The following is a 23,929-nucleotide window of genomic DNA, read 5'->3' on the forward strand; positions in this document are numbered from 1 at the left end:
CGCTGCGTAGCCTGAGCACCATGTGTGGGCGCTACGCCGCGACGGCCAACCCGGACGAGCTGGTCCTCGAGTTCGAGGTCGAGGAGGACCGCACCGCCGAGCCGGCCCGCAGCGTGCTCGTCAACCCGCAGGACCCGCCGGCCGGGCGGCCCGACTACAACATGGCCCCGACCAAGCAGGCGCCCGTCGTCCTCGCCCGGCCGCCACGGGAGGACCGCGAGGCCGCCGCCCGGCGCCAGCTGCGGCTGCTCACCTGGGGCCTGGTCCCCAGCTGGTCCAAGGACCCCAAGGGGGGCGTGCGGATGATCAACGCGCGGGTGGAGTCGGTCGCGGACAAGCCGGCGTTCGCCCGGGCCCTGGCCGCGCGGCGCTGCCTCGTCCCGGCCCGGGGCTGGTACGAGTGGCAGGCCTCGCCGACCGCGACCGACGCGAAGGGCAAGCCCCGCAAGCAGCCGTTCTTCACGAGCCGGGCCGACGGCGCGAGCGTCGCGATGGCCGGCCTCTACGAGTTCTGGCGCGACCCCGCGGTCACCGACCCCGACGACCCGATGGCCTGGCTCACCACCTTCACCGTGCTCACCGGCGCCGCCGAACCGGGCCTGGACCGCATCCACGACCGTCAGCCGGTGGTCCTCGAGGCGGACGAGTGGGCCCGCTGGCTCGACCCGGGGACCGGCGCCGCCGACGTGCTCGACCTGCTCGCCCCACGCCCGCCGGGACGGTTCACGGCCCATCCGGTCTCGCGGGCGGTCAGCGGCAACCGGGCCAACGGGCCGCAGCTGCTCGAGCCGCCACCTCCCGAGGAGCTCGTCGGCGTCGTCGACCCGATGACCGGCGAGGTCATCGGGGTGCAGCGGTGAGCGAGCGCCTCGTCCCGACGCCGGCGGGCGAGGCGCGGGCCACGACGACGGAGCCCGCGGACGCCCCGGTCGGCACCCTCGTCCTCGGGCACGGGGCCGGAGGGCTGCGGTGGACCCTCGACGTCACCTCCACCCGGGACGCCGCGGTCGCCGCCGGCTGGCGGGTCGTCCTCGTCGACCAGCCGTGGCGGGTCGCCGGCCGACGGGTCGGCCCGGCGCCGGCGACGCTCGACGTCGGCTGGCTCGCGGTCCTCGAGGCCCTGCCGCGGGCCGGCACCCTCGTCGTCGGCGGCCGCAGCGCGGGGGCGCGGGTCGCCTGCCGCACCGCCGCGGCGGTGGGGGCGGACGCCGTCCTCGCGCTCTCCTTCCCGCTGCACCCGCCCGGCCGTCCCGAGCGCTCGCGGGCCGCCGAGCTCGCCCGGCCGGCGGAGGCGGGCCTGCCGGTCCACGTCGTCCAGGGCACCACCGACCCGTTCGGCACCCCGGACGAGGTCCGGGCCGTGCTGCCCCCCGGGGCGACCCTGACCTCGGTCGCGGGACCGCACGCCCTCGGCCGCTCGGCCGGCGCCGTGGCCGCGGCCGTGCTCGCCTCCCTCGCGGCGGTGCCGCCACAGGGCTGAGCGGCGGAATGTCCCGGGCGCGCACGGCGTTCTCGGCTGGGTCAGCGTTCCCCGACCCGGAGGCAGTGTTCGTGTTCGTCCTCGACACCTCGACCCGTCCCAGGGCCCGGATAGGCTGGGAGGCGATGAGCACCCCCCAGACCCCCCTCGAGGAGACCTCCGTCGAGGTCGACCTCGCGACCGAGACCCCGCAGGAGCGTCAGGCGCGCTTCGAGCGCGAGGCGCTGCCCCTGATCGACCAGCTGTACGCCGCCGCGATGCGCACGACGCGCAACCCGGCCGACGCCGAGGACCTGCTCCAGGAGACCTACGCGAAGGCCTACGCGGCGTTCCACCAGTACCGGCCGGGGACCAACCTCAAGGCGTGGATGTACCGCATCCTCACCAACACCTACATCAACAGCTACCGCAAGAAGCAGCGCGAGCCGCAGCAGTCCGACGCCGCCGAGGTCGAGGACTACCAGCTGGCCCGGGCCGAGTCGCACACCTCCGCCGGCCTGAAGTCGGCCGAGGCCCAGGCCCTCGAGCACCTCCCCGACACCGAGGTCACCCGCGCCCTGCGCGAGCTGCCCGAGGACTTCCGGCTGGCCGTCTACCTCGCCGACGTCGAGGGCTTCGCCTACAAGGAGATCGCCGAGATCATGGGCACCCCGATCGGCACCGTGATGTCGCGGCTGCACCGCGGCCGGCGCCAGCTGCGCTCCCTGCTCACCGGCTACGCGCGCGAGCGCGGCCTCGTCGCGGCGGAGGAGGAGTGATGGGCGGCACCCAGCACGAGGGCCACAGCGACTGTTCCGAGGTCCTCCACCACATCTACGAGTACCTCGACGGCGAGATGAGCCCCGAGGAGGTCAGGCGCGTGGCGACCCACCTCGCCGAGTGCCGGCCGTGCCTCGCCGAGCACGACCTCGACGCGGCGGTCAAGGCCGTCGTCAAGCGTTCGTGCGCGGAGGAGGTCGCCCCCGCGGCGCTGCGCATGCAGGTGGTCGAGCGGATCACGATGATCCGCTACGACCGCGAGGACTGACCCGCTGACGACGGAGGGCCCGGAGTGCGATCGCACTCCGGGCCCTCCGTCGTCAGCGGGTCGCTCAGGCGTTGGGCTTGCGGCCGTGGTTGGCCTTGTTGCCCTTGCGCGAGCGACGCTTGCGGGCGCGCTTGCTCATGGTGACCTCTCGTCTGGGATGGGCCGGTGTCCGACGACACGCGAGCCCGTGGGACCACAGTGATTGTCGCACACCGTCTCGCGTGAAAGAATCTGACCGTCCCCGGCCGCCCCGGAGAGCCAGGGCTGGGGTCATCTCACCCTCTGGAAGGACACACATCATGCGCACGTTCCGTACTCTCGCCGCTGCCGCTCTTCTCGCCACCATCGCCACCATCGGTGCCACGGCACCGGCCTCCGCCGCCCAGGTCGACCTCAAGGCGTCCAGCTGGGGTTGGTCCAGCTGGGGTTGGTGACCGCTGACCCCGGGCGTCGTCCGTGAAGGGAGCGCCCCGGGAGCCCAGGAGTCGCGGGGCCGCGACGGCCGTGTACATCACGGCCGTCGCGGCCCTCGCGGTCGGTCTGGCGGTCTGGTCGGAGATCGCGTACGGGCTCGACCAGTTCGCGGCGCTGGGCGTCTTCATCCTCCTCGCAGCCCTCCACGTCGTGCTCCCGGACGCCGTCGTCGAGGGGCAGGTGCGGGTCTCGCTGTCGGGCGTCATCCTGCTCGCCGGGCAGGCCATCGTCGGTCCCGCCGGTGTCGCCGTGATCGGCGCCGTCCTCGGCATCTCGCAGGGCAAGCACGCACCGCTGCAGCGGCGTGTCTTCAACGCGGCGCAGTTCTCGCTGCACGGGTGCGTGGGGGGCATCGCCTTCATCGTCGTCGGGGGGACCACGAGCCCGGAGCGGCTGCGCGACGTCCCGCAGATCGTCCTCGGGCTCGCCGTGCCGCTCCTCGTCGCCGTCGTCGCGCAGGCGGTGGCCAACCTCGTCGCGCTCGCCGGCGTCAAGCGGGTCGCCGAGGGCATCCCGATGCGCGGCCAGATGCTCGCGGTGGTCCGGGGCACCGGGTTCGCGTACGTCGCGCACGGCGTCATCGCGTTCATCATGATCGTGCTCTGGGTGCTGGCGAACCTCGGGCCGGTCGCCGCCGCCATCGTCCTCGCACCGCTCGTCGTCGCGCAGTGGATCTACCGCCAGCGGGCCGAGGAGCTCGAGGGCCAGCAGCGCGCCCTCGAGGTGCTCGTCGCCGCGCTGGAGGCGAAGACGCCGCGGCTCGGGGGGCACAGCGCCCGCGTCGCGCAGCTCAGCGCCCACATGGCCGAGCACCTGGGCCTCGGACCGCAGCAGGTCACCGACACCCGGGTCGCAGGGATGCTCCACGACCTGGGCCAGACCAGCCTGCCGACCCGGGTCGCGCGCGCCATCGACCTCACCGACCGCGACCACCTCCTCGACTACCCCGAGCGCGGAGCCGCGATCCTCCACGACCTGAGCTTCCTCCACGGCTCGCTCGACCCCATCCGACGCCACCGGGGCGGCCTGGAGCCCTCCGGCGGGCTGTCGCTGCCCGCGCGCATCGTCGGGCTCGCCGACACCTACGACGTCCTGACGACGGTGGGCTCGCCCTCGGGGCCGGTGCTCGCGCCCACCCAGGCGCGCGAGGTCGTCGCCGGGGCGGTGGGCGACCCCGAGCTCCTCCGGGCCCTCGACCACGCGCTGGCCCGCCAGTTCGAGGGAGGCTCGCGGTCGTGACCCCGATCCTGCGCCGTCCGGGACGGCTCGCCGCCGGGGCCGTCCTCGCCGTCGGGGCGCTCTCGGTGCTGCGCGGTCTGCTCACCTCGGGCGGTGACCTGCCCACCCTGCTCGCGACCCACGGCCACACGCTGCTCGTCGTCGTCGGCTTCGTCGCGGTCGGCGAGCTGGCCCGGATCCGGATGCCGAGTGGCCGCGAGACGGCGCCCCTGTCCTCGGCGTCCGCGATGAGCGCCGTCTTCCTGGGCCAGATCGCGGGCGAACCGACGCTCGACATCGACTCCGGCCTCGTCGTGCTCGTCGTCACCTTCGGGCTCGTGCTCGCCGCCGCCGCGCGCCGCAGCCGCCACCGGGCCACCGGCACCCCGGAGCTCGCCGCCCGGGTCGTCGGTGTCTCGGTCGCCGCGGTCATCGCCCGTGACTGGGGCAGCCCGACCCTCTGGGAGCTGCAGGGACTTCCCTCCGCGTCCCCCGGCGTCGTGGTCCTCGGGATGGGCCTGGCCGCGGCGGTCGGTCTGGTCACCGAGCTCGTCCTCGTCGCCGCCCTGCGGGCCGAGCGCCAGCAGACCCCGTGGTCGGCGGCGGTCCGCGACGAGGTGGGCGAGGCGGCGCCACTCACCCTGGCCGTCCTCGTCACCGGCCCGATGGTCGCCCTCCTCGCGCCCGTGCTCGGGCTGCTCTCGCTCCCGGTCGCCCTGGTCCCGCTCGCCCTGGCCTACACGGCCGTGCGCCAGTACATCCGCAACCGCGAGACCAACCGCCAGCTCATCGCCACGCTCTCCCACCTCACCGAGCACGGTGGCTACACCCCCGAGCACCACGCGGAGCGGGTGGCCCAGCTCTCGGTGCGGGTGGGCCGCGTGCTGGGCCTCGGGGAGCGGGCCCTGCGCGACCTCGAGTACGCGGCGCTCCTGCACGACCTCGGCCAGATCTCGCTGCTCGACCCGATCCCGGACGGTGCGACCGTGCTCGCCGCCCCCGCCGACCAGCGCGCCATCGCGCAGGAGGGGGGCCGGATCATCCGGCGGGCGGAGATCTTCGACGACGTCGCGGCGTACGTCGAGGGCCAGACCACGCCCTACCGGATGGTCCGTGAGCTCGGCGAGGAGGTGCCGATGGCCGCCCGCATCATCAAGTGCGCCAACGCCTTCGACGACCTCTCCGGGGGTACGTCGGACCCGGGGCGGGTCTCGGCGGCCATGGAGCGCATCCACCTCGGGCTCGGCTACGAGTACGACCCCGACGTCGTCGACGCGCTGACCCGCGTCGTCGAGGACGGCTCGGTCGGGCGGGTCGGGGACCGCCCGCTCGTCGCCCGATAGAGTCGGTCCGCCCCCGTCGCGCCGACCCGAAGGACCCCGTGGACCGCCTGGACGCCGTCGTCTTCAACGACGCCTGGGGCTCGCACGTGGCCATCGCGAGCCTGCGCGGGCTGCCCATCCCCACGGCGCTGCCCGAGTCGGAGCTGTGGATGGGCGCCCACGAGAGCGGCCCGTCCGGCACCGGTCGGCCCGGCGCCCCCGACCTCGCCGCCCTCGTCGCCGCGGACCCCCGTCGCGAGCTGGGCGACGCGTGCGTCGACCGGCACGGCGAACGGCTGCCGTTCCTCCTCAAGGTGCTCGCACCGGGCCGGGCCATCTCGATCCAGGTCCACCCGAGCGCCGAGCAGGCCCGCGAGCTGCGCGCGCTGACCGGCGACACGGTCTACGTCGACGACTCCGCCAAGCCCGAGCTGCTCCTCGCAGTCTCCCCGTTCGAGGTCTTCGTCGGGATGCGCGACCCGGAGGAGGTCGAGCACCTCGCGGGCCGGCTCCACGTGCCGGGCTTCGGGCGGGCCGTCGCCGCCGGCCGGGGAGCGCCGGACCCCGCCCACGCCGTCCTGCGGGCCGTCCTCGAGACCCCACCGGTGGAGGTGCCGTCGCTCACCCGCGAGGTGGTCGCCGCCTGCCTGCGCCTCGCCGAGGACCCCGACGAGCTCGGCACCGCGGCCGCGGCGGTCGTCCAGGTCGCCGAGCAGCACCCGGACGACATCGGCCTCGTCGTCCTGCTGCTCATGCACCACCGGGTGCTGCGACCGGGGGAGTACATCGACGTCGCGGCCGGGGTGCTGCACTCCTACGTCCACGGGCTGGGCATCGAGGTGCTCGCCAACTCCGACAACGTCGTGCGCGCCGGGCTGACCTCGAAGGAGGTCAACGTCCCCGAGCTGCTCCGGATCGTCGACCCCGCCGCCGACGGCATCGCCGGCCGGCCGGAGCCGCTGGCCGACGGCATCGAGGTCTACCCGAGCGCCTCGGACCGCTTCCTGCTCCACCGGGTGGTTCCCGGCCGCGAGCTGCCCGGCGAGGTCGGACCCCGGATCGTCTTCTGCCTCCGGGGGTCGGTGCGCGTCGCCTCGGCCCACGGAGCCCTCGAGCTCGGCGACGCCGAGTCGGCGTTCCTGCCGCACACGGAGGGGCCGGCCCGCCTCGAGGGCAACGGCGAGGTCTACGTCGTCACCGTCCCCGGGCTCTGAGGACGGTCCCTCCGGGCCCGGACAGCGGAGACCCCGGGGTCGCACCGGAAGGGTTCCGGTGCGACCCCGGGGTCTCTCGCCTCGGGTGGGAAAGCCGCCAGGGGAGGGAGGGGTCAGGCCGCCTTGGTCTCGGCGAAGATCGTCGCGATCTCGTCGATCTTGGCGAGCAGCTCGTCGGCCTTGCCGGCGTCGAACTCACCCTTGGTGCCCGCGGCGCCGGCCAGCTTGGTCGCCTCGTTGAAGAGGGTGTGCAGCTGCGGGTACTTCTCGAAGTGCGGCGGCTTGAAGTAGTCGGTCCACAGGACCCACAGGTGGTGCTTGACCAGCTCGGAGCGCTGCTCCTTGATGATCATCGCGCGGACCCGGAAGTCGGGGTCGTCGTTGTCCGCGACCTTGGCGATGATCGCCTTGACCGACTCGGCCTCGATGCGGGCCTGGGCGGGGTCGTAGACGCCGCACGGGAGGTCGCAGTGGGCCGAGACCTCGGTGATGCGGAACAGGGACAGCATGTGTCACTCCTACTCTGTGCGGGGACGTGCGGTCCTCTTCAACCTACCCCAGCGCCGCCACAGCAATCCCGCCACCACCGCCACGACGTCGTCGTCCGCGAGGGAGCCGACGTCGAACGAGGTGACCCCCTCCGCCGCGTTGTCCGAGTCGACCCACCACCGGGCCGGGGCGTCCGGGTCGCGCCCGGTGAGCCGCTTGACCGAGAGGGGTCGCGGACGCCCGTCGGCGTCCGGGGGCAGGCGCACGACGTGCGCCCGGCCGGGGCGCGGCCGGACGCCCTGCAGCACGAGGAGGACGTCGCCGTCCCGGTAGGTCGGCAGCATCGACCGGCCGCGGACGCGGACCAGCGCCGGCCTCACTCCTCGGCGGGGGCGTCGTCGAGCGCGGAGCTCGTGGCGGCGACGACCTCGGCGACCGCCTGCGCGTGCGCCTGCTCCTCCTGGCGCATCCGGGAGAGGAAGGCGCGGGTGCGGCCGTGCTGCGGAGCGGTGATGACCTGGCTCGGGGGGCCCTCCTCGACGACGACGCCGCCGTCCATGAAGACGACCCGGTCGGCGACCTCGCGGGCGAAGCCCATCTCGTGGGTCACGACGATCATCGTCATGCCCTTGCGGGCGAGGTCGCGCATGACCTTGAGGACCTCGCCGACCAGCTCGGGGTCGAGCGCGGAGGTCGGCTCGTCGAAGAGCATGAGCTTGGGGTCCATGGCCAGGGCTCGGGCGATGGCGACCCGCTGCTGCTGGCCGCCCGAGAGCTGGCTCGGGTAGGCCGACGGCTTGTCCTGCATCCCGACCTGCTCGAGCAGCTCGTGGGCGCGGGCCTCGGCCACCTTGCGGTCCTGGCCCTTGACCTGCACCGGCGCCTCGACGATGTTCTCGAGGACCGTCTTGTGCGGGAAGAGGTTGAAGCGCTGGAAGCACATGCCGATGTCGCGGCGCTGGGCGGCGATCCGCTTGTCGGTGAGGCGGTGCAGCGTGCCGCCGCGGTCCTCGTAGCCCATGAGGTCGCCGTCGACCCAGATCCGGCCGCCGTCGATCGTCTCGAGCTGGTTGATGCACCGCAGGAAGGTCGTCTTGCCCGAGCCGGACGGCCCGAGGAGCACGACCACCTCGCCCTTGCGGACGTCCATGTCGATGCCCTTGAGGACCTCGTTGCCGTGGAAGGACTTGGTGACGTTGACGGCGTGGACGAGCATCGCCTCCGACTGGGCAGCCATCAGTGGTCGGCTCCGATCTCCGTGAGCTTCTGCTTGGTCGCCTTCGGGGTCGGGCCGTAGCCGCGCCCGAAGTACCGCTCGAGGTAGGACTGGCCGACCATGAGGATGGTGCACACGATGAGGTACCAGAGGGTGGCCGCCATGAGGCCGGGCATGATCTTGAAGGCCCTCGAGCCGAAGAAGGTCGCCTGGTAGTACAGCTCGATCGTGATGTTCGCGGCGATGAAGAGCGAGGTGTCCTTGACCATCGCGATCGTCTCGTTGCCGGTCGGCGGCACGATCACCCGCATCGCCTGCGGCAGGACGATCCGGCGCATGGTCCGGCCGGGCGCCATGCCGAGGGCCTGGGCCGCCTCGGCCTGGCCCGCGTCCACCGAGAGGATGCCGGCGCGCGCGATCTCGGCCATGTAGGCCGCCTCGGAGAGGCCGAGGGCCAGGCCACCGATGAGCACCGTGCTCGACCAGGCGCTGTAGTCGATCGTCGCGAAGTGGATGCTGGAGAACGGGATCCCGACGTCGAACTTGTTGAGGTAGAGGTAGCCGAAACCCACCGCGAACAGCGAGAGGAGCACGTACCGGGGGATCGCGCGGAAGAACCACGTGTAGACGAAGGAGACGCCCCGCAGCACCGGGTTCTCGGACATCCGCATGATCGCGAGGACGACACCGAGGACGACGCCGATGACCATGGCGATGACGGTGCCGAGGATCGTGCCCATCCACAGACCGTTGACCACCGACTTCTGCTGCATGATCTGGAACGTGTAGGACCAGTCCCAGCGCTCGTTCGTGACGAACGAGTTCACCATCATCGCGACGATGACCCCGATGACGGCGACGGCCACCCAGCGCCCGGGGTGTCGGACCGGCCGGGCGTCGATCGCGCCCGGCCGGTCGGCGGTGGTGTCGGTCATGGGTCAGCCGACGGAGGGGTTGACCGCGAAGTCGCTGATCGCGCCGCCCTCGGTCTTCCACTTCGCGAGGATCTGCTTGTAGGTGCCGTCGGCCTCGAGCTGCTTGAGGGCCTCGACGATGGCGGCGCCGAAGTCGGTCTGGTCCTTGGGCAGGACGTAGCCGTACGGCGCCGAGTCGTACTGGTCGCCGAGGAGCTCGAGGCTGCCGTCCGTGGAGGCGACCGCGGCGATGGCCGGCGGGAGGTCGACGAGCATGGCGTCGGCCTTGCCGGACTGGACCATGGCGGTCACCTTGGCCTGGTCGGCATCGACGAGAGCCTTGATCGCCGGCTTGCCGGCGTCGGTGCAGGCATTGTTCTTCGCCGGCAGGTCGGTGTCCGACTGCACGGTGCCCTTCTGGACGGCGATGTTGAGGCCACAGGCGTTGTTCGGGTCGACCTTCTTCGGGTTGCCCTTCTGGGTGACCCACTGGGTGCCGGCCTTGAAGTAGCTGACCATCGTCGCCTGCTGCTCGCGCTCGGCGTTGACCGTGAAGCTCGAGACGCCGATGTCGTACTTGCCGCTCTGGACGCCGAGGATGATCGAGTCGAAGGCCGAGGGCTGCCACTCGGTCTTGACGCCGAACTTGGCCATCACCGCGTCGAAGAGGTCGACGTCCATGCCGATGACCGTCTTGCCGTCGGAGTCGAGGTACTCGTTGGGCTGGTAGGTGGCGTCGGTGCCGATGACGATCTTGCCCGCGCTCTTGATCTTCTCCGGGAGCTTCGCCGCCAGGGCGGGGTCGACGCTCGGCGTCGAGGACGACGACGCCGCCGGGGCCGAGCTCGAGCTGCCACCTCCGGAGAGGGAGTCGGAGCCGCAGGCGGTGAGGGCGAGGGCCGTCGTGGCGAGAGTGGCCACGGCGATCGCGCGGGTGCGGAACATGCTGGTCCTTTCACAGGTGCCGGACCCGGTGCTGGCGTCCGGTCGAGAGGGTGTGGGGGTGATCCTGCCACCGGAGGGTGGGACGTGCGTCACGCCTCGGTAACTATCGGGCACCCGTGTCGCGCGCGCCGGTGGCCGCGACGTGCGTCACATCCGGGCCCCTCGGCCCGGCACGGCGGCTGTGCCATGATGAGGGCCTCCCGGCGGACACCCCCGCCGTGCGCCGCGCCGAGACGCACCCTTCCCTCGCGCCGCACCCCTTCCGAACGCACCGCCCGACGGCGTGCGTCCGCGTCGTCCCCGAGGAGCCGTCATGTCCGCGTCCCCCGTCCTGCCCTCCTTCGACCCGGAGAGCCCGGTGTTCCGCGCTCACGAGGGCGGGAAGCTCGGGGTACACGCGACCCAGCCGCTGCGCGGTCGTGCGGACCTGTCGCTGCTCTACACCCCGGGCGTCGCGGAGGTGTCCCTGGCCATCGCGGGCGACCCGTCGCTCTCGACGCGGTACACGGCCCGCGGCAACACGGTGGCCGTCATCAGCGACGGCACCGCCGTCCTGGGTCTCGGCGACATCGGCCCGCTCGGTGCGCTGCCGGTCATGGAGGGCAAGGCGGTCCTCTTCAAGCACTTCGCCGGCATCGACGCCGTGCCGGTCGTCATGGAGTCGGGCACCGTCGAGGAGCTCGTCGAGGCGATCGCGCGGATCGCGCCGAGCTACGGCGGCATCAACCTCGAGGACATCTCCGCTCCCCGCTGCTTCGACATCGAGGAGCAGCTGAAGGAGCGCCTCGACATCCCGGTCTTCCACGACGACCAGCACGGCACGGCCATCGTCGTCCTCGCCGGCCTGCACAACGCGGTGCGGGTGCTCGACCGGCGCCTCGAGGACCTGCGGGTCGTCGTCGCCGGCGCCGGCGCGGCCGGGGTGGCGGTGACCCGGCTGCTCCAGCGGGCGGGCGTGCGCGACGTCGTCGTGTGCGACTCGCGCGGTGTGGTCCACGGCTCGCGGGCCGACCTCTCGGAGCACAAGCAGCGGCTCGCGCTGTCGACCAACCCCCACGGGCTCACCGGGTCGCTGGCCACCGCGCTCGACGGTGCCGACTGCTACGTCGGGGTCTCCGGTGGCACGGTGCCCGAGGAGCAGGTGGCGACGATGGCCCCGGACGCGATCGTCTTCGCGCTCGCCAACCCGACGCCCGAGGTGCACCCGGAGGTCGCGCACCGGCACGCCGCGGTCGTGGCCACCGGGCGCTCGGACTTCCCGAACCAGATCAACAACGTCCTCGCCTTCCCCGGCATCTTCCGCGGGGCCCTCGACGCGGGCGCCACCCGGATCACCGAGGCGATGAAGCTCGCCGCGGCCCGGGCCATCGCCGACATGGTGCCCGAGCCGACGGCCGACCGGATCGTGCCGTCGGTGTTCGAGCCCGGGGTCGCGGACGCGGTCGCCGAGGCGGTCCGCCGGCTCGCGCCCTCGGCGTCCGGCCGTCAGGACGGCGCGGCTCGGTCCGCGCGCTGAGCCAGCGCGGCGGCCCGCTCCCGGCAGGCCTCCCAGCTGGGCAGCCGGCCGGCGGCGAGGGCGTCCTCGAGACCCGGCGCGGCCGCGTCCTTGGGGGAGAGGAGCGGTGTCGGACCGAGCGGCCACTCGATGCCGAGCGCGGGGTCGAGCGGGTTGACCCCGTACTCGGTGGCGGGGTCGTAGACGGCGGTGCAGAGGTACATGGCGGTCGTGTCGTCCTCGAGCGCGCAGAAGCCGTGGCCGAGGCCCTCGGCGAGGTAGACCGCCCGGCGCTCGTCCGTGTCGAGGAGGACGGCCTCGTGCCGCCCGAAGGTCGGTGAGCCGGTCCGCAGGTCGACGACGACGTCGAGCAGCGACCCGGTGAGCGCGGTGACGTACTTGGCCTGCCCGGGCGGCACGTTCGAGACGTGGATGCCGCGGACCGTGCCGCGCGAGGAGACCGACACGTTGCTCTGCACGACGTCGGGGCGGTGGCCGAGGTGCTCGGCGAGGACGTCGCCTCGGAAGGACTCGAGGAAGACGCCCCGGTCGTCACGGTGCTGCCGCGGCGTGACGACGAAGGCACCCTCGATGGACAGCGGCTCGACCCGCATCAGCGACCCCCCTTCCCCCGGGACAGGCAGGCGTGGAGGTAGTCGCCGTACCCCGACTTGGCGAGCGCGTCGCCGAGCGCACTGAACTGGTCGTCGTCGACCCATCCCGCGCGCCAGGCGATCTCCTCGACGCACCCGATCTTGTGTCCCTGCCGGGCCTCGACGACGTGGACGTACTGGCTGGCGTCCATCAGGCCCTCGAAGGTGCCGGTGTCGAGCCAGGCCGTGCCGCGGGGGAGGACCGTGACCGTGAGGTCGCCGCGGCGCAGGTAGGCGTCGTTGACCGCGGTGATCTCGAGCTCGCCGCGCGGGCTGGGCGTCAGGCCGCGGGCGATGTCGATGACGTCGTTGTCGTAGAAGTAGAGCCCGGGGACGGCGAAGTCGCTGCGCGGCCGCTCCGGCTTCTCCTCGATCGAGAGGACCGTGCCGTCGTCGGCGAACTCGACGACGCCGTACGCGCTGGGGTTGCTCACGTGGTAGGCGAAGATGTGGCCGCCGCTGACGTCGGTGAGCGAGCGCAGCGCGGTGCCGAGGCCGGTGCCGTGGAAGATGTTGTCGCCGAGGACGAGCGCGACGGAGTCGTCGCCGATGAAGTCCGCGCCGATGACGAACGCCTGGGCCAGGCCCTCTGGCCGGGGCTGCACCGCGTAGGACAGCTCGATGCCCCACTGCGACCCGTCGCCGAGCAGCCGGTGGAACTGCCCGGCGTCCTCGGGGGTCGTGATGACGAGGACCTCGCGGATGCCCGCCATCATGAGCGTCGAGAGCGGGTAGTAGACCATCGGCTTGTCGTAGACCGGCATGAGCTGCTTGGAGACCCCGAGGGTGATGGGATGCAGCCGCGTGCCCGAGCCCCCGGCGAGGACGATGCCCTTCATGGCGGCGAGCCTATCCACCGACGCGCCCGCGCACCGGCAAGTAGCCTGAGCGCCATGAGGGTCCTCGTCACCGGAGGCGCCGGGTTCATCGGCAGCAACTTCGTCCACCGCACGCTCGCGACGCGCCCGGGGACCGAGGTGACGGTGCTCGACGCCCTGACCTACGCGGGGTCGCGCGACAACCTCGCCGGGGTCCTCGACCGGGTGCGCTTCGTCGAGGGCGACGTGGCCGACCCCGCGGCCGTCGAGCCGCTCGTCGCCGAGGCCGACGTCGTGGTGCACTTCGCCGCCGAGTCGCACAACGACAACTCGCTCGCCGACCCGGCCCCGTTCGTGCGCACCAACCTCGTCGGCACCTTCACCCTCCTCGAGGCGGCGCGCCGGCACGACGTGCGCTACCACCACGTCTCGACCGACGAGGTGTACGGCGACCTCGCGCTCGACGACCCGAAGAAGTTCACCGAGGACACCCCCTACACCCCGTCCTCGCCCTACTCGGCGAGCAAGGCCGGCTCGGACCACCTGGTGCGCGCGTGGGTCCGCTCGTTCGGGCTGCGCGCGACGATCTCCAACTGCTCGAACAACTACGGCCCGCGCCAGCACGTCGAGAAGTTCATCCCGCGCCAGATCACCAACGTCATCGACGGGGTGCGGCCCAAGCTCTACGGCGACGGCCTCAACGTGCGCGACTGGATCCACGTCGACGACCACAACGACGCCGTGTGGACCGTCGTCGACTCCGGGCGGGTCGGCGAGACCTACCTCATCGGGGCCGACGGCGAGGTGAACAACCGCGACGTCGTGCGGATGGTCCTCGAGCTGATGGGGCGCGACCCCGACGACTACGACCACGTCACCGACCGGGCCGGCCACGACCGCCGCTACGCCATCGAGGCCGGCAAGCTGCGCCAGGAGCTCGGCTGGCGCCCGCGCTACGAGGGCTTCCGGGAGGGCCTCGCGGCGACCATCGAGTGGTACCGCGAGAACGAGGCGTGGTGGCGACCGGTCAAGGAGGCCACCGAGGCGAAGTACGCCGCGACCCAGCAGGTCCTGGCCCGCTGATGGCCCGCTGGCTCGTCGTCGGCGCCGCCGGCATGCTCGGGACCGACCTCGTCGAGGTGCTCGGGGCCCGGGGGCACGAGGTGAGCGGTGTCGACCTGCCCGCGGTCGACATCCTCGACCCGGTCTCGTGCGCCGCGGTCGTGGACGGGCACGAGGTGGTCGTCAACTGTGCGGCCTACACGGCGGTCGACGCGGCGGAGACCGACGAGGCCCGGGCCTTCGCGGTCAACGCCGTCGGGGCCGCCAACCTGGCCCGCGCGGTCGCGGCGTCCGGCGGCTCGCTCGTCCAGGTGTCCACCGACTACGTCGTCGCCGGCGACGGGACGGTGCCGTGGCCCGCCGACTCGCCGGTGGCCCCGGCCTCGGCCTACGGCCGCACCAAGGCGGCCGGGGAGTGGGCGGTGCGGGCCGAGTGCCCCCGCGCCTGGGTGGTCCGCACCGCGTGGCTCTACGGCGCGCACGGCAGGAACATCCCGACGACGGTCGCGCGGCTGGCCCGCGAGCGCGAGACCTTCGGCTTCGTCGCCGACCAGGTGGGGCAGCCGACGTGGACGGTCGACCTCGCCGACGGCATCGCACGCATCGTGGAGTCCGGCGCGCCGTACGGCATCTGGCACGGCACGAACGCCGGCGAGACGTCGTGGCACGGCCTGGCGCAGGCCGTCCTCGAGGAGCTCGGGCTCGACCCGGCCCGGGTGTCGCCCATCGGCACCGACGCCTACCCGCTGCCGGCGCCCCGGCCGTCCTACAGCGTCCTCGCCCACGACATGTGGGCGGCGCACGGCCTCGAGCCGCTGCCGCACTGGCGTGACGCACTCCACCGGGCCGCACCCGTCCTCTTCCCGGAGGGCGCTGGGTAGGGTCGAGGGCATGCTCGCCGCCTTCGCGAAGTCCCAGTCCGCCGACGACCCGCTGAGCGGTCTCGAGGTCGGTGAGCGCCCGGACCCGGAGGTCCCCGACGGCTGGACCACCGTCCGGCTGCGCACCGCAGCCCTCAACCACCACGACGTGTGGTCGCTGCGCGGTGTCGGCCTGCCCGCCGACCGGTTGCCGATGGTGCTCGGCTGCGACGGCGCCGGCGTCACCGAGGACGGCACCGAGGTCATCGTGCACGCCGTCGTGCCGTCGCCCGGATGGAGCGGCGACGAGACCCTCGACCCGCGGCGCTCGCTGCTGTCCGAGGTGCACGACGGCACCCTCGCCGAGCGGGTGGCCGTGCCGCGGCACAACGTCGTCCCCAAGCCGGCGGGGCTCTCGTGGGAGCACGCCGCCTGCCTCCCGACCGCGTGGCTCACCGCCTACCGGATGCTCTTCACGAACGCCGGCGTGCAGCCCGGCGCGACCGTGCTCGTCCAGGGCGCTGCCGGGGGAGTGGCCACCGCGCTCGTCCAGCTCGGCGCCGCCGCCGGGCTGCGGATGTGGGTGACCAGCCGCGACCCCGAGCGCGGCGAGGCCGCCGTGGCCCTCGGCGCCGACCGCGCCTTCGAGAGCGGCGCGCGGCTTCCCGAGCGCGTCGACGCCGTGATGGAGACCGTCGGCGCCGCGACGTGGTCGCACAGCATCAACAGCCTGCGCCCGGGCGGCACGGTCGTCATCTCCGGCGCCACCTCGGGCGACGCGCCGGCGAAGGCGGAGCTGACGAAGATCTTCTTCAAGCAGCTGCGCGTGGTGGGCTCGACGATGGGGACCCGCGACGAGCTCGAGCGGCTCGCGCAGTTCGTCGTCGGCGCCGGCATCGAGCCCCTCGTCGACTCGGTGACGCCGCTCGCCGAGGCCCGCGAGGGCTTCGTCCGGATGGTCGAGGGGCGGGTCACGGGCAAGGTCGTCTTCACCCTCTGACGCCACACCGGCTACCGGCGAGTAACATCGGGGGTGTCCCAGACACCCGAGGAGCTGCCATGGCCACGACGCCGGTCGAGCGGGTGGTGACCATCCACGGCCACGCGATGGCCTACACCGACACCGGTGAGGGCCCGACCCTGCTCTTCATCCACGGCCTGCTCGGTTCCCAGCGGCAGTGGGCCCACCTCGTGGACGTCCTCGGCGACGACCACCGCGTGGTGGTCCCCGACCTCTTCGGCCACGGCGAGTCCGCCCGGCCGGTCGGCGACTACTCGCTCGGGGCGCACGCGGCGACGCTGCGTGACCTGCTCGACCGCCTCGGCATCGAGCAGGTCACCCTCGTCGGGCACTCGCTGGGCGGCGGCATCGCGATGGTCTTCACCTACCTCTTCCCCGAACGGGTCGAGGGCCTGGTCCTCGTCGCGAGCGGGGGGCTGGGGCGCGAGGTCAGCCCGCTGCTGCGCTCGGCCACCCTGCCGGGGGCCGAGTGGGTGCTGCCGGTCATCGCCTCGGGGTGGGTGCGCGACCGGGTCGGAGCGGCGGCCCGGGCCCTGGGCGCGGTGGGGGTCCGGCCGGGCTCGGACGCCCGCGAGGTGTGGACCGGCTTCTCCTCGCTCGGCGACGCCGACACCCGCCGGGCCTTCCTCGCCACGACGCGCGCGGTCATCGACCCCGGTGGCCAGACCGTCGCGGCGGAGGACTACCTCGCGGAGGCCCCGACCGTGCCGACGCTCGTCGTCTGGGGCACCAAGGACCGGATGATCCCCGCCTGGCACGCCGGTGCCGCTGCCTCGCACATCGAGGGCTGCCGGGTCGAGCTGTTCCGCGGCGCGGGGCACTTCCCGCACCTCGACGACCCCGACCGCTTCGCTGCCCTGGTGCGTGAGTTCGTCGCCCGCTCACGCTGAGTGAGGTTGCGGCTCAGTCGATCTGGAGCCACTCGTTCCATCCGTTGTGGAGCACGAGCCACGCGATGAGCCCGTAGCCGGCCTGCCCCGGGTGGTGGTCGACGGACGAGGCCGCGAGGTCGGTGCGCCACTGGTTGTGTCCCAGCAGCGGCGCGTAGCAGTCGACGAAGGGCACCCCGCGCCGCGCGCAGACGTCGGCCTGCGCGTCGACGAGGACCTCGAGGCGCGCGTTGAGCTCGTCGTCGTCGGTCGGCGGCGGGGAGACGACGAACGTGCCGACACCCTGGGTCGCGGCGTCGTCGAGCAGGTTGGCCAGGTTGAGCCGGTGTCGGGCGAGGGAGATGCCCGAGGCGATGTCGTTGGTGCCGCACGAGAGGACGAGGCGGCGCTCGGTGCGCCCGCGCCACCGCCGAGGCACCTCGCCGGCCCACCGCTCGAGGAGGTCGCCGGAGGTGTCACCCCGCACCCCGAGGTTGTAGGCGGTGACCGTGAGGTCCGGGTGCTGGGTGCGCCCGACGACCCGGGTCACCCACCCCTGCCCCTTCGGGTCCCCGACCCCCGCGACGAGCGAGGCCCCGAGGAAGACGAGCGCGAGGTCGCGCGGGCCGTCGGGGACGACCGCCGCCTCCGCGCTCGGGCGGAACTCGATGGGGGCCGGCCCCTCGGCCGGGCCCTGCTCGTCGGCCATGTCCTCGCTCACTCGTCCTCGTCGTCCAGTCGGGCCAGCCAGGTGGCCAGCCGCTCCACGGGCACCTCGAACTCCGGGAAAAGGTCGACGAACGTCCTCAGCTGCTCGGCGAGCCAGTCGAGGGTGACCTCCTCGTCCCCCCGCCGCGCCTGGAGCTCCTCGATGCCGCGGTCGGTGAAGTACACGTCCGCGAGCCTACCGGCGGGTGAACCTCACCGGTCGAAGGCGCGGGCGACGAGGTCGGCCTGCTCCGCCTGGTGCTGCTTGGTCGACCCCGCGGCCGGGGACGCCGACTGCGGACGGGAGACGACCCGGATCGGTCGCTCCTCGCCGTGCTCGGCCAGCGCCTCGGGCAGGTTGAGGGCGAGGAACGGCCATGCGCCCATGTTGCGGGGCTCGTCCTGGACGACGACCACCTCGGCCTCCGGGTAGTCGGCCAGCGCCCTGGCCAGCTCCTGGCCGGGCACCGGGTAGTACTGCTCGAGCCGGAGGATGGCGGTGGCCGTGTCCCCGCGCTTCTCGCGCTCGGCCTCGAGGTCGTAGACGGCCTTGCCGGCGGCGAGCAGGACGCGGGTGACCTGCCCCTGCGTCGCGCCCGGGCGGTCGGGCAGGACCGGGCGGAAGGTGCCGGTCGTGAAGTCCTCCGGGGCGCTCGCGGCCGCCTTGAGCCGCAGCATCGACTTCGGGGTGAAGACGATGAGCGGCTTGCGCGGCCGCGCGTACGCCTGGCGGCGCAGCAGGTGGAAGTACGACGCGGGCGTGGACGGGTAGGCGACGGTCATGTTGCCCTCGGCGCACATCGTGAGGAAGCGCTCGATCCGGCCCGAGGAGTGGTCCGGGCCCTGGCCCTCGAAGCCGTGCGGCAGGAGGAGGACGACCGAGGAGCGCTGGCCCCACTTCTGCTCCGAGCTGCTGATGAACTCGTCGATGATGGTCTGCGCCCCGTTGAAGAAGTCGCCGAACTGCGCCTCCCAGAGGACGAGGGCGTCCGGGCGCTCGACGGAGTACCCGTACTCGAAGCCCATCGCGGCGAACTCCGAGAGCAGCGAGTCGTAGACCCAGAACTTCGCCTGGCCCTGCCCGAGGTAGAGCAGCGGGGTCCACTCGGAGGCGTTCTCCTTGTCGATGAGGACCGCGTGCCGCTGGACGAAGGTGCCGCGGCGGCTGTCCTGGCCGGCGAGCCGGACCGGCGTGCCCTCGATGAGCAGGGAGCCGAACGCCAGCAGCTCGGCGGTGCCCCAGTCGATGCCGCCCTCGCGGGTGCTCTGGGTGCGCTTCTCGAGCATCTGGCGCAGCTTCGGGTGGACGGTGAAGCCCTCCGGAGGGGTCGAGAACGAGTCGCCGATGTGGTGCAGCACGTCGGTGCTGATCGCGGTGTCGGTGGCCGAGTGCGTGGTGCGGTCGGCGAACGGGGCCTGCGCGGCCGGCGGCTCGAGCCCCGAGCCGGCGTCGGCGCGGCGCCCGGCCTGGGCGTCCTTCTCGGCCGAGCGCAGGGCCTCCTTGGTCTCGACGAAGACCCGCTCGAGCTGCTGCTGGTAGTCGCGCAGCGCGGCCTCGGCGTCCTCGACGGTGATGTCGCCGCGGCCGATGAGGGCCTCCGTGTAGAGCTTGCGCACGCTGCGCTTGGCCTCGATGAGGTTGTACATCAGCGGCTGCGTCATCGACGGGTCGTCGCCCTCGTTGTGCCCGCGCCGGCGGTAGCAGACCATGTCGACGACGACGTCCTTGTGGAACTCCTTGCGGAACTCGTAGGCGAGCTCGGCGACGCGCACGCACGCCTCCGGGTCGTCGCCGTTGACGTGGAAGATCGGCGCCTGGATCATCCGCGCGACGTCGGTCGAGTACGTCGAGGAGCGCGAGCTGCTCGGGGAGGTCGTGAAGCCGACCTGGTTGTTGATGACGACGTGCACGGTGCCGCCGGTGCGGTAGCCGCGCAGCTGCGAGAGGTTGAGCGTCTCGGCGACGACCCCCTGGCCGGCGAACGCGGCGTCGCCGTGGAGGAGGACGGGCAGGACGGTGAAGTCCTCGCCGGCGAGGTTGAGGCGGTCCTGCTTGGCCCGGACGATGCCCTCGAGGACGGGGTTGACCGCCTCGAGGTGGCTCGGGTTCGCGGCGAGGTAGACCTTGGTCTTCTCCCCGGACTCGGCGGTGAACTCGCCCTCGGTGCCGAGGTGGTACTTGACGTCGCCGGAGCCCTGGACCGACTTGGGGTCCTGCTTGCCCTCGAACTCGCGGAAGATCTGCCCGTAGGACTTGCCGGCGATGTTGGCGAGCACGTTGAGCCGGCCGCGGTGCGGCATCCCCACGCACACCTCGTCGAGGCCGTCCTGGGCGGCCCGGGAGAGCACGCGGTCGAGGAGCGCGATGACCGACTCACCGCCCTCGAGCGAGAACCGCTTCTGGCCGACGAACTTGGTCTGGAGGAAGGTCTCGAACGCCTCGGCCGCGTTGAGCCGCCGAAGGATGCGCAGCTGCTCCTCGCGGGTGGTCTTGGCGTAGCCGACCTCGACCTTGTCCTGGATCCACTGGCGCTGCTCGGGGTCCTGGATGTGCATGTACTCGACGCCGACGGTGCGGCAGTACGAGTCGCGCAGGATGCCGAGGATCTTGCGCAGCTTGAGGAACGGCTGGCCGCCGAAGCCGCCGGTCGCGAAGTCGCGCTCGAGGTCCCACAGGGTGAGGCCGTGGTTGGTGATGTCGAGGTCGGGGTGCCGGCGCTGCTTGTACTCGAGGGGGTCGGTGTCGGCCATGAGGTGACCGCGCACCCGGTAGGCGTGGATGAGCTCCTGGACGCGGGCGACCTTGTTGATGTCGTCGTCGTGCGCCGCGGAGACGTCACGGACCCAGCGGACCGGCTCGTAGGGGATGCGCAGGCTCTCGAAGATCTCGTCGTAGAACCCCTGCTCGCCGAGCAGCAGCGAGTGGACGATGCGCAGGAAGTCGCCGGACTGGGCGCCCTGGATGATCCGGTGGTCGTAGGTGCTGGTCAGGGTGAGGATCTTGCTCACCGCGTTGCGGTTGATCGTCTCGGCGCTCGCGCCCTGCCACTCCGCCGGGTAGTCCATGGCGCCGACGCCGATGATCGTGCCCTGGCCCTGCATGAGCCGCGGGACCGAGTGGACGGTGCCGATGGTGCCGGGGTTGGTCAGCGAGATCGTCGTGCCCTGGAAGTCCTCGACGGTCAGCTTGCCGCCGCGGGCCTTCTTGACGACGTCCTCGTAGGCGGTCCAGAAGTGCGCGAAGTCCATCGTCTCGGCCGCCTTGATCGACGGGACGACGAGCTGGCGGGTGCCGTCCGGGCGCGCGAGGTCGATGGCCAGGCCGAGGTTGACGTGGGACGGCGCGATGAGGACCGGCCTGCCCTTCTCGTCGTGCCCGAAGCCGTTGTTCATCTCGGGCATCACGCCGAGAGCCTTGACGAGGGCGTAGCCGATGAGGTGGGTGAAGCTCACCTTGCCGCCGCGGCTGCGGGCGAGGTGGTTGTTGATGACGATCCGGTTGTCGACGAGGAGCTTCGCCGGGACCGCGCGCACCGAGGTGGCGGTCGGGACCTCGAGCGAGGACTCCATGTTCGTCACCACCCGGGCGCTCGCGCCGCGGATCGGCTGCAGCTGCGCCTCGGCGAGCGGGCCGGTCTGCCGGGGGGCCTGGGCCTCGCGCGGCATCGGCGCGCTCTTGGCCTCGCCGGGCTTCGGCTCCGCGGGAGCCTGCTGCTCGGCAGGGACCGGCTCGGCCTGCTTCGCCTCGGCCTGCTTCGCCTCGGGCTGCTTCGCCTCGGCCTTCGCGGGCTGGCGGTCCTTGGGCTCGGCCTTCGGCTGCGCGGGCGGGGTGGAGGGCTGGGCCGCCTTCTCCTCGGTGCGCGGGGCGGCGCTCGTCCCGTTGGCGGACTTCGCCGCCGTGCCGTTCGGGCCGTCGCTCGGCTGGTAGTCGGCGAAGAAGCCCCACCACGCCTTGTCGACGCTGTTCTTGTCCCTCGTGTACTGCTCGTACAGCTCGTCGACCAGCCATTCGTTCGGTCCGAAGGTGGTCAGGGGGTCGCTGGACGGGGACTGCTCGGCCACGGGCTATGCGCCTCTTTCATCGGCTCGTCTCGGGGCGGTCGTGGGACTACCCACCAGCCTATTACGCACGTGTTGCGCCCGTGCCGCCGCACGCCGAGCGGTGCCGAACGGGCGGCGACCGGTGGGGTGCCCCCACCGGTCGCCGCCGCGTGCTGCCGTCCGCCGTCAGGAGATGTCGGCGCGGGTGGTCCGCCAGATCCCGATGCCGGCGAGGACCACGGCGTAGGCGGTGAGCGTCAACGCGCCACCCCACCACTCCAGGCGCACCTCGTTCGGGCCGCTGGTCACCGCGTCGACGATCGCGTTCGTCGCCCGGCTCGGGAGGAACTGGGCGATGTGCTCGCGCCCGAACTCCCAGAACGACATGGCGACGCCGATGAGCGGCTCGACGATCCAGGCGACCCCGACCCCGATGAGCAGGGCCGCGACCTGGTTCGGGATGAGGATCCCGATGCCGAGGCCGATGAGCGCCCACAGCCCGAGGACGAGGAGGCTCAGCGCGAGGGTCCGCACGATGGTCCCGGAGGGGAACGCGTCACGGTCGCGCAGGCCGAGGACGACGGCCCCGACGCTCACCGAGCCGACGAGGCTGATCAGGCCGTACACCGCGCCGATGCCGAGCAGCGCGACGACCTTCGCGAGCATCGCCCGCAGCCGCTTCGGAGTGGCGAGGAAGGTGCCGCTGATCGTCTTGTGGCGGTACTCGGAGCCGATCTGGAGGACGCCGATGGTCAGCAGGAGGAGGTAGCCGATCGAGAGCCCGCCGGTGTAGACGCTGCTGGCCACCTGCACCGGGCTGCCGGTCGGCGCCCCGTTCTGGGCGGCGCTCGCGGCGTCGCTCGTCAGGAGGAAGCCGAAGAGCGCGGCGAACGCGGCGCCCCCGACGAAGATGGCGATGGCCATTCCCCACCACAGGCGGGTGCTGAAGAACTTGCGGAGCTCGCTGCGGATCGCGGGGATCACTCGTTCGCCCCTTCCTCGCCGGTCACGGCGTCTCGTTCGGTCGGGGCGCCACCGCCCACGGCCAGCGCGCCGTCGCCGAGGTTGCGGTTCGTGCCCTCGGTCAGCTGGAAGTAGAGGGTCTCGAGGTCGGCGCGCTCCGGGCGCAGGCCGTAGATCGGCAGGCCGGCCCGCAGGGCGACGTCGCCGACGAGGCGCAGGTCGGTGGTGTCCGCGACGAGCGACCCGTCCTCGTGGACGGTGCTCGTCACGTCGGCGACGCGCAGGGCCCCGGCGAGCGCGGCCGGGTCGCTCGTCTCGACGGCCGCACCCGGGGTGCCCTCGAGGTCGGCCATCGCCCCGGCGCGGACGAGCCGGCCGTTGGCGATGATGACGACGTGGTCGACCGTCTGCGCCACCTCCTGGAGCAGGTGGCTGGAGACGAGGATCGTCTTGCCCTGGCTCGCGAGGTGCTTGAGGAACCCGCGCAGCCAGCGGATGCCCTCGGGGTCGAGGCCGTTGGCCGGCTCGTCGAGGACGAGGACCTGCGGGTCGCCGAGGAGCGCGGCGGCCAGGCCGAGGCGCTGGCGCATGCCCATGCTGTAGCCGCCGGCCCGCTTGCGGGCGGCGGCCGGGATGCCGGTCAGCTCGAGGAGCTCGTCGACCCGCGCGACCGGGATGCCGGCGGTGTCGGCGAGCACCCGCAGGTGGTCGCGGCCGCTGCGGCCGGGGTGGAAGTTCGTCGCCTCGAGGGCCGCCCCCACCGAGGTGAGGGGCCGGGGGAGCTCGGCGTAGCGGTGCCCGCCGATGGTCGCGGTGCCGCTCGTCGGTCGGATCAGCCCGAGGAGCATCCGCAGCGTCGTCGTCTTTCCCGCGCCGTTGGGCCCGAGGAAGCCGGTGATGCGTCCCGGCTCGACCGTGAAGGACAGGTCGTCGACCGCGGTGAACTGGCCGAACCGCTTGGTCAGGTGGTGGAACTCGATGCGCCCCTCGGGGGCGGCGGTGGTCGTGGTCATGATGTGGTGCCCGTGCTCATGGCACCGATCCTCGCAGTGTCGCGCGGCGTGGGGGTCAACCCCCCGGTGGACCCCCGGCTCCGTCCCGGGGCGGAGCACGGGAGCACCGCCCGGAACCGCGGGTCGG

The 23,929-nt window shown here is 72.8% G+C and carries 24 protein-coding genes; 12 read left to right on the forward strand and 12 right to left on the reverse strand.

Features of this window, described 5'->3' with window-relative positions:
- Nucleotides 1-20 precede the first annotated feature (20 nt).
- The 7 genes from PKA89_RS10455 to manA all read left to right on the forward strand — a co-directional run bounded on the left by PKA89_RS10455 (nt 21) and on the right by manA (nt 6,735).
- Nucleotides 21-860 (forward strand): SOS response-associated peptidase, encoded by an 840-nt coding sequence (locus PKA89_RS10455; protein WP_324419194.1) that lies wholly within the window; start codon nt 21-23, stop codon nt 858-860.
- Complete coding sequence (locus tag PKA89_RS10460) at nt 857-1,480, forward strand: alpha/beta family hydrolase (protein ID WP_324419195.1); 624 nt, start codon at nt 857-859, stop codon at nt 1,478-1,480. The genes PKA89_RS10455 and PKA89_RS10460 overlap by 4 nt, the downstream gene beginning before the upstream one ends.
- Nucleotides 1,481-1,605: 125 nt before the next feature.
- Nucleotides 1,606-2,238, forward strand: a complete 633-nt coding sequence (locus PKA89_RS10465; RefSeq protein ID WP_324419196.1) for a sigma-70 family RNA polymerase sigma factor — start codon at nt 1,606-1,608, stop codon at nt 2,236-2,238.
- Nucleotides 2,238-2,507, forward strand: coding sequence for a mycothiol system anti-sigma-R factor (gene rsrA, locus PKA89_RS10470; protein ID WP_324419197.1), 270 nt, complete (start codon nt 2,238-2,240; stop codon nt 2,505-2,507). The genes PKA89_RS10465 and rsrA overlap by 1 nt, the downstream gene beginning before the upstream one ends.
- A gap of 504 nt (nt 2,508-3,011) precedes the next feature.
- Nucleotides 3,012-4,220, forward strand: coding sequence for an HD domain-containing phosphohydrolase (locus tag PKA89_RS10475; protein WP_324419198.1), 1,209 nt, complete (start codon nt 3,012-3,014; stop codon nt 4,218-4,220).
- Nucleotides 4,217-5,542 carry an HD domain-containing phosphohydrolase gene (locus PKA89_RS10480; RefSeq protein ID WP_324419199.1) on the forward strand — a complete coding sequence of 442 codons (1,326 nt, stop codon included), beginning with the start codon at nt 4,217-4,219 and terminating at the stop codon, nt 5,540-5,542. Before PKA89_RS10475 ends, PKA89_RS10480 begins: the two co-directional genes overlap by 4 nt.
- Nucleotides 5,543-5,580: 38 nt before the next feature.
- Entirely contained in the window at nt 5,581-6,735 is a 1,155-nt protein-coding gene (manA, locus tag PKA89_RS10485) for a mannose-6-phosphate isomerase, class I (protein WP_324419200.1), read from the forward strand.
- A gap of 113 nt (nt 6,736-6,848) precedes the next feature.
- Here manA and sodN read toward each other — a convergent pair whose 3' ends face one another.
- Genes sodN through PKA89_RS10510 form a run of 5 tightly spaced genes read right to left on the reverse strand, consistent with a single transcriptional unit; the run spans nt 6,849 to nt 10,299 of the window.
- The gene (sodN, locus tag PKA89_RS10490) at nt 6,849-7,244 is read right to left on the reverse strand and encodes a superoxide dismutase, Ni (RefSeq protein WP_324419201.1); all 396 of its coding nucleotides are present in this window, start codon (nt 7,242-7,244) and stop codon (nt 6,849-6,851) included.
- Nucleotides 7,245-7,253: 9 nt separating this feature from the next.
- Nucleotides 7,254-7,604, reverse strand: a complete 351-nt coding sequence (locus PKA89_RS10495; RefSeq protein ID WP_324419202.1) for a S24 family peptidase — start codon at nt 7,602-7,604, stop codon at nt 7,254-7,256.
- Nucleotides 7,601-8,440 (reverse strand): amino acid ABC transporter ATP-binding protein, encoded by an 840-nt coding sequence (locus PKA89_RS10500; RefSeq protein WP_324419247.1) that lies wholly within the window; start codon nt 8,438-8,440, stop codon nt 7,601-7,603. The genes PKA89_RS10495 and PKA89_RS10500 overlap by 4 nt, the downstream gene beginning before the upstream one ends.
- Nucleotides 8,441-8,460: 20 nt before the next feature.
- A complete protein-coding gene (locus tag PKA89_RS10505) occupies nt 8,461-9,375 on the reverse strand; it encodes an amino acid ABC transporter permease (protein WP_324419203.1) in 915 nt (304 codons plus the stop codon).
- A 3-nt stretch (nt 9,376-9,378) separates the two neighbouring features.
- A complete protein-coding gene (locus PKA89_RS10510) occupies nt 9,379-10,299 on the reverse strand; it encodes an ABC transporter substrate-binding protein (protein ID WP_324419204.1) in 921 nt (306 codons plus the stop codon).
- A gap of 313 nt (nt 10,300-10,612) precedes the next feature.
- On the opposite strand from PKA89_RS10510, the gene PKA89_RS10515 reads away from it, so the two are divergent.
- Nucleotides 10,613-11,815 carry an NADP-dependent malic enzyme gene (locus PKA89_RS10515; protein WP_324419205.1) on the forward strand — a complete coding sequence of 401 codons (1,203 nt, stop codon included), beginning with the start codon at nt 10,613-10,615 and terminating at the stop codon, nt 11,813-11,815.
- Here PKA89_RS10515 and rfbC read toward each other — a convergent pair.
- Both rfbC and rfbA read right to left on the reverse strand, forming a co-directional pair.
- Nucleotides 11,785-12,408, reverse strand: coding sequence for a dTDP-4-dehydrorhamnose 3,5-epimerase (rfbC, locus tag PKA89_RS10520; RefSeq protein ID WP_324419206.1), 624 nt, complete (start codon nt 12,406-12,408; stop codon nt 11,785-11,787). The two genes, PKA89_RS10515 and rfbC, sit on opposite strands and share 31 nt — an antisense overlap.
- Nucleotides 12,408-13,286, reverse strand: coding sequence for a glucose-1-phosphate thymidylyltransferase RfbA (gene rfbA, locus PKA89_RS10525; protein ID WP_324419207.1), 879 nt, complete (start codon nt 13,284-13,286; stop codon nt 12,408-12,410). The genes rfbC and rfbA overlap by 1 nt, the downstream gene beginning before the upstream one ends.
- A 54-nt stretch (nt 13,287-13,340) precedes the next feature.
- On the opposite strand from rfbA, the gene rfbB reads away from it, so the two are divergent.
- The 4 genes from rfbB to PKA89_RS10545 are packed head-to-tail and all read left to right on the forward strand — an operon-like array spanning nt 13,341 to nt 17,098.
- Entirely contained in the window at nt 13,341-14,348 is a 1,008-nt protein-coding gene (gene rfbB / locus PKA89_RS10530; protein ID WP_324419208.1) for a dTDP-glucose 4,6-dehydratase, read from the forward strand.
- A complete protein-coding gene (gene rfbD, locus PKA89_RS10535; protein ID WP_324419209.1) occupies nt 14,348-15,208 on the forward strand; it encodes a dTDP-4-dehydrorhamnose reductase in 861 nt (286 codons plus the stop codon). Before rfbB ends, rfbD begins: the two co-directional genes overlap by 1 nt.
- 10 nt (nt 15,209-15,218) lie before the next feature.
- A complete protein-coding gene (locus PKA89_RS10540) occupies nt 15,219-16,187 on the forward strand; it encodes a zinc-binding dehydrogenase (protein WP_324419210.1) in 969 nt (322 codons plus the stop codon).
- Between the two features lie 59 nt (nt 16,188-16,246).
- Nucleotides 16,247-17,098 carry an alpha/beta fold hydrolase gene (locus PKA89_RS10545; protein WP_324419211.1) on the forward strand — a complete coding sequence of 284 codons (852 nt, stop codon included), beginning with the start codon at nt 16,247-16,249 and terminating at the stop codon, nt 17,096-17,098.
- 13 nt (nt 17,099-17,111) lie between these two features.
- On the opposite strand, the gene PKA89_RS10550 is transcribed toward PKA89_RS10545, so the two are convergent.
- From PKA89_RS10550 to PKA89_RS10570, 5 genes are all read right to left on the reverse strand, one after another.
- Nucleotides 17,112-17,786 (reverse strand): GDSL-type esterase/lipase family protein, encoded by a 675-nt coding sequence (locus tag PKA89_RS10550; protein ID WP_324419248.1) that lies wholly within the window; start codon nt 17,784-17,786, stop codon nt 17,112-17,114.
- Nucleotides 17,787-17,794: 8 nt separating this feature from the next.
- Complete coding sequence (locus PKA89_RS10555; protein WP_324419212.1) at nt 17,795-17,971, reverse strand: DUF6104 family protein; 177 nt, start codon at nt 17,969-17,971, stop codon at nt 17,795-17,797.
- Nucleotides 17,972-17,998: 27 nt separating this feature from the next.
- Nucleotides 17,999-21,847, reverse strand: coding sequence for a multifunctional oxoglutarate decarboxylase/oxoglutarate dehydrogenase thiamine pyrophosphate-binding subunit/dihydrolipoyllysine-residue succinyltransferase subunit (locus PKA89_RS10560; protein ID WP_324419213.1), 3,849 nt, complete (start codon nt 21,845-21,847; stop codon nt 17,999-18,001).
- Nucleotides 21,848-22,012: 165 nt separating this feature from the next.
- The gene (locus PKA89_RS10565) at nt 22,013-22,810 is read right to left on the reverse strand and encodes an ABC transporter permease (protein ID WP_324419214.1); all 798 of its coding nucleotides are present in this window, start codon (nt 22,808-22,810) and stop codon (nt 22,013-22,015) included.
- On the reverse strand, nt 22,807-23,802 hold the full coding sequence (locus PKA89_RS10570; RefSeq protein WP_324419215.1) for an ATP-binding cassette domain-containing protein: 996 nt from the start codon (nt 23,800-23,802) through the stop codon (nt 22,807-22,809). The genes PKA89_RS10565 and PKA89_RS10570 overlap by 4 nt, the downstream gene beginning before the upstream one ends.
- Between the last annotated feature and the right edge of the window lie 127 nt (nt 23,803-23,929).

This window comes from Phycicoccus sp. (genome assembly GCF_035325325.1).
Lineage (GTDB): Bacteria > Actinomycetota > Actinomycetes > Actinomycetales > Dermatophilaceae > Phycicoccus.